The organism is Comamonas sp. CAH-2, from assembly GCF_009668305.1.
GTDB lineage: Bacteria > Pseudomonadota > Gammaproteobacteria > Burkholderiales > Burkholderiaceae_C > Comamonas > Comamonas aquatica.
The window spans coordinates 1-5,093 of sequence record NZ_VSWF01000070.1; the positions used below are offsets into that span (position 1 = coordinate 1).

Sequence of the window (5,093 nt, forward strand, 5' to 3'; positions counted from 1 at the left end):
GGTGGGGGCCGACGGTGTGCGCGCCGCGCCTGTGGCGGGGCTGCGCGGTGCCGCCATCGCCGTGCGGGGGGCGGTCGTAGCCACGGGCGCTGCAGTGCCCGGCATGGTGGCCCGGACAGGGGCAGCCGCCGGTGCAGCGCCACCCTGGGTCTTGAAGTGCGAGACGGCCTGCACCAGTTCCTGGGCCTGGCGCTTCAGGCTGTCGGCGGCGGCCGCGCTTTCCTCGACCAGGGCCGCATTCTGCTGGGTGGTGGTGTCCATCTGGGTGATGGCCTCGCCGACCTGGGCCACGCCCTGGCTCTGCTCGGTGCTGGCGGCGCTGATCTCGCCGACCAGGTCGGTCACGCGGCGGATGGCGCCGACCACCTCGGACATGGTGTGGCCGGCGCGCTCCACCAGTGCACTGCCGGCTTCCACGCGCGAGACGCTGCTGTGGATCAGTTGCTTGATTTCCTTGGCCGCCTCGGCCGAGCGGCCGGCCAGGCTGCGCACCTCGGCCGCGACCACGGCAAAGCCGCGCCCTTGCTCGCCGGCGCGCGCGGCCTCGACAGCGGCGTTCAGCGCCAGGATGTTGGTCTGGAAGGCAATGCCGTCGATGACCCCGATGATGTCGGCAATCTTGTGGCTGCTTTCGGTGATGCTGCGCATGCTTTCCACCACCTCGCCGACCACCTCGCCGCCTTGCTGGGCAACTTGCGAGGCGCTCAGGGCCAGCTGGTTGGCCTGCAGGGCGCTGTCGGCGTTCTGGCGCACGGTGGACGAGAGCTGCTCCATCGAGGCGGCGGTCTCTTCCAGGGCGCTGGCCTGCTCTTCGGTGCGCGAGGACAGGTCCGTGGTGCCGCTCGAAATCTCTTCGCTGGCGGTGGCCACCGACTCGGCGTTGCTGCGCACGCGCTGCACCACCGTGCTCAGGCTGTGGCGCATCTGCTCCATGGTGGCCATCAGGGTGCCCATCTCATCGCTGCTGAGGGCCTGGATGGGGTGGGTCAGATCCCCGGCCGCAATCTGCGTGGCGGCCTGCATCGCCTGGTGGGCCGGGCGGGACAGCGAGCGTGTGACCAGCACCGCGAACAGCAGCGCCAGGGCGGCGCTGCTGGCCATGCTGCCCAGCACCCACCACATGGCCGAGGTCTTGACCGTGGCGCTGTCCGTGCGCAGCGCCTCGGCATTGTTCTGGTTGATGCTCGACAGTTTGCCCACTGTCTCGGCCAGCGCGGCAAACGCGGGTTCGCCCTCCTGGGTGTACATGGACTGCAACTGCACCAGGGCGGCGGGGTCGGTGTTGCCACTGCGGTGCAGGGCCAACGCCGCCTCCGTGAAGCGCTGGTGCACGGCCAGGTAGCTGTCCCGCTGCTGCTGGTAGGCCTGCAGCAGTTGCTGCTCTTGTGCCGATTGTTCCAGCGCCTTGTAGCGCTGCTCCGACTCGGCGATCGAGGCCAGCACCGACTGCGACTGCTGATCCAGGGTCTGGGCGGCCGATTCGCTCTGCGGCGTGAGCAAGTGGCTTTCCAGGCGGCGGTAGCGGTTCCATTGCGACCGCATGTTGCCGGTCTCTGCCACGCTGGGCAGGGCGTTCTCGCTAATGCCGTGGAGGGCCTGGTTCAGTCGCTCGACCTGCCACAGGGCCACGCTGCCCAGCAGCAGGGTCAGGGCCAGCATGGACGCGAACGCCAGGCCGAGCTTGGTGCCAATTTTCAGATTTGCAAAGCGCATCGAAATACCTCGCGGTGGTTGAGGGCGTGCTGCCATTGTGCGCTGTGATTCGGGCGCTGGGATGGCGGCCAACGCGCAGCCGGCGCCCGTTTGTCAGGGCCCTGCAAGCCTTGGGGCCGTGGCACAACGCGGCGGTGCGCTGTCATGCAAATGCCGCGCAACCGTCACGTCGCTGACACAGTGTTTGCAGACACTGGCCGGGCTTTTGAAACCCCCACGACGACCTCAAGGACGCCCACCATGAATCTGCAAGCTGCCACCCTCGACAGCGAAGATGTTCCCACCAACCTCAGCGCCAACCCGGAATTCCAGACCGTGGTGGCCAGCGCCGTGTCGCGCCGTGGCTTTCTGCGCACCGGCACCGGCCTGTCGGCGGCCATGTTCCTGGGTCTGGGCGGGGGGCTGGTCGGTTGCGCCACATCGGGCAGCCAGGGCGGCCAGCCGCTGATCGGCTTCCAGGCCATTCCGATCTCGACCGACGACAGCATCAAGATTGCGCCCGGCTACAGCGCCAAGGTGCTGGCCCCCTGGGGCACGCCGCTGCTGGACGGGGCCCCCAAGTTCAAGGGCGATGGCAGCGAGGACGCCGCCACCCAGGCCCAGCAGGTGGGCGACAACCACGACGGCATCCACTTCTTCGCCCTGGACGGCAAGAACGACGAAGGCCTGCTGGTCATGAACCACGAGTACTGCACGGTGGATGAAAAGACCGGCGCCTACGTCTGGCTGTTTGGCCGCAAGGGCGGCGACGTGGCCAAGCAATGGGGCCGCGACCACGTGCACAAGTCGATGAACGCGCACGGCGTGTCGGTGATCCACCTCAAGCGCAACGCCAAGGGCGCGTGGGACATCGTGCCGGGCAGCGTCTACAACCGCCGCATCACGGCGCATTCGGCCATGCAGATGAGCGGTCCTGCCGCCGGCGATGCCTTGCTCAAGACCCGGGGCGATGCCAGCGGCACGCGCGCGCAAGGCACCTTCAACAACTGCGGCAATGGTTTCACCCCCTGGGGCACCTACCTGACCTGCGAGGAAAACTTCAACAACTACTTCGGCACCAGCGCCGGTGAAGACCGCCGCAACGCCGCGCAAAAGCGCTACGGCCTGTCGCCCAAGGGCAGCCTGTTCCAGTGGGAAAAGCACGAGGCGCGCTTTGACTATGTGAAGGAGCCCAACGAATCCCACCGCTTTGGCTGGATCGTCGAGATTGACCCCTTCAACCCCGGCAGCATCCCGCAAAAGCGCACCGCGCTGGGCCGCTTCAAGCACGAGAACGCCGCCTTCGCCCTGACCAAGGATGGCCGTCCTGTGATCTACATGGGCGACGACCAGGCCAACGACTACATCTACAAGTTCGTCTCGAACCACAAGTACGTGCCCGGCGGCGACACCAGCCGCCTGCTGGACGACGGCCAACTGTTCGTGGCGCGCTTTGATGCGGGCGCCGCCACGGGCGACTTCGCCGGCACCGGCGCCTGGTTGCTGCTGGACAAGCAGGCCAACCCCCAGCTGCGCGCCGATGCCCAGTTTGCCAACCAGGCGGCCGTGCTGGTGCATGCCCGCTTGGCCGGCGATGTGGTGGGCGCCACCAAGATGGACCGCCCCGAGTGGGTGACGGTGCACCCCCGCACCGGCGAGGTCTATGTGACCCTGACCAACAACAGCGGCCGCAAGACCGTGGACGACGCCAATCCGCGCGAGAAGAACGTCTACGGCCAGATCGTGCGCTGGCGCGAAGCCGGGGGCGACGCCGCGGCCACCACCTTCGAGTGGGACATCTTCGTGCTGGCCGGCAACCCCACCGTGCACACGGACCGCAAGGACCTGCGCTCGGGTTCGGCCAACATCACGGCCGACAACACCTTCAACAGCCCCGACGGCCTGGCCTTCGACCGTGATGGCCGCCTGTGGATCCAGACCGACGGCAAGTACAGCAACAAGGGGGACTACGCCGGCCAGGGCAACAATCAGATGCTGTGCGCCGACCCCGTGACCAAGGAAATCCGCCGCTTCCTGGTGGGCCCCAAGGAGTGCGAGGTGACCGGCATCACCTTCACCCCGGACCACAAGACCATGTTCATCAACATCCAGCACCCGGGTGAAGAGGGCGACAGCCACTGGCCCGATGGCGGCAACAGCATTCCGCGCTCGGCCACGGTGGTGATCACCAAGGACGATGGCGGCGTGATCGGCAGCTGACGCGTGCCGCGCAGGGACATGCGTCCTGCCCGTCCGGGCGGGGGGCATGGCAAGGGCTGACACAGTGGTGGCTGTGTCAGCCCTTGTTGCTGGGACAGTGCCGCTGTGGAAGCTATAAAAAAGTGAGTGTTTAGCGCTAGTGCAGCGCTGGTTTCAGGTTTATAGATGCCTGAAAGCCAGCCATAACAAGCGTCAAATGCTTTGAAATGAAGAGCGGTGGTGGGTCTGAGCCGCAGGGCCGCCGCGGGCCCGAATGGCGCCAGGGGTGCAGCCCGACCGGCTGGGCCTCGGCGCTGGGGCGCATCCGAAGGCATTCCGGGCTGCGGCCCGTACGGCGGCGGGTCCGCCGGCGCGCAGGGCGTTCAGCTGGCCTGGGCCTGCGCCGTGGCCTCTGGGGCCGGGTTGTGCCGTGCCCACTGGGCCACGCCGCGCACCACATCGCCAATCACCAGCACGCTGGGGCTGCCCAGTTGCTGCGCGGCCAGCGTGGCGGGCAGCGCGCCCAGGGTGGTGATGGCGTGGCGCTGCTGCGCCAGGCTGGCGTGCTGGATGATGGCCGCGGGCGTGTGCGCGGGCAGGCCACCGGCCTGCAGGCCGGCAGTGATCTGCTCGGCCGAGCTGATGCCCATGTAGATCACCAGGGTCAGCCGCGCTGCGGTCGCCGTGGCCGCCAGGGCCTGCCAGTCCGTGCCGGCATCGCCGGGCTTGGCGTGGCCGGTGATGAACACCACGCCGTGGGCGTGGTCGCGGTGGGTCAGCGGCGCGCCCAGGCTGCTCAGGCCCGCCAGGCCGGCGGTGATGCCGTTGATCACCTGCACCTCGATGCCGGCGGCGCGCAGGTGTTCCACCTCTTCGCCGCCGCGGCCGAAGATGAAGGGGTCACCGCCCTTGAGGCGCACCACGCGCTCGCCCTTGTGCACTTCGGCTTCCATCAGCTTCTCGATGAAGGCCTGGGGTGTGCTCTTGCAGCCGCCGCGCTTGCCCACATAGATGATGCGCGCGTCGGGCGCGGCAAAGTCCACGATGGCCTGGGACACCAGGTCATCCACCAGCAGCACGGTCGCGGTCTGGATGGCTTTCAGGGCCTTGAGGGTCAGCAACTCCGGATCGCCGGGGCCGGCACCGACCAGGGTGCAAGTGCCAGTGGGGGACAGGGGGGCGCTGTTCATGCGTGGGCTCCG

Annotated in this window: 3 protein-coding genes; 1 reads left to right on the plus strand and 2 read right to left on the minus strand. The window is 68.1% G+C overall.

The window, feature by feature from the left end; translation table 11 throughout:
• Nucleotides 1–1,713 (minus strand): methyl-accepting chemotaxis protein (locus FYM52_RS19075; protein WP_154165140.1); only part of this gene is annotated, 1,713 nt, incomplete at its 3' end.
• Nucleotides 1,714–1,953: 240 nt separating this feature from the next.
• Between FYM52_RS19075 and FYM52_RS18465 the strand changes: the two genes are divergently transcribed.
• Nucleotides 1,954–3,912, plus strand: a complete 1,959-nt coding sequence (locus FYM52_RS18465) for a PhoX family phosphatase (RefSeq protein WP_043385826.1) — start codon at nucleotides 1,954–1,956, stop codon at nucleotides 3,910–3,912.
• A gap of 362 nt (nucleotides 3,913–4,274) precedes the next feature.
• Here the strand turns inward: FYM52_RS18465 and cobA are convergent, their stop codons facing one another.
• Nucleotides 4,275–5,081 (minus strand): uroporphyrinogen-III C-methyltransferase, encoded by an 807-nt coding sequence (gene cobA, locus FYM52_RS18470; protein WP_154165141.1) that lies wholly within the window; start codon nucleotides 5,079–5,081, stop codon nucleotides 4,275–4,277.
• Nucleotides 5,082–5,093: the final 12 nt, after the last annotated feature.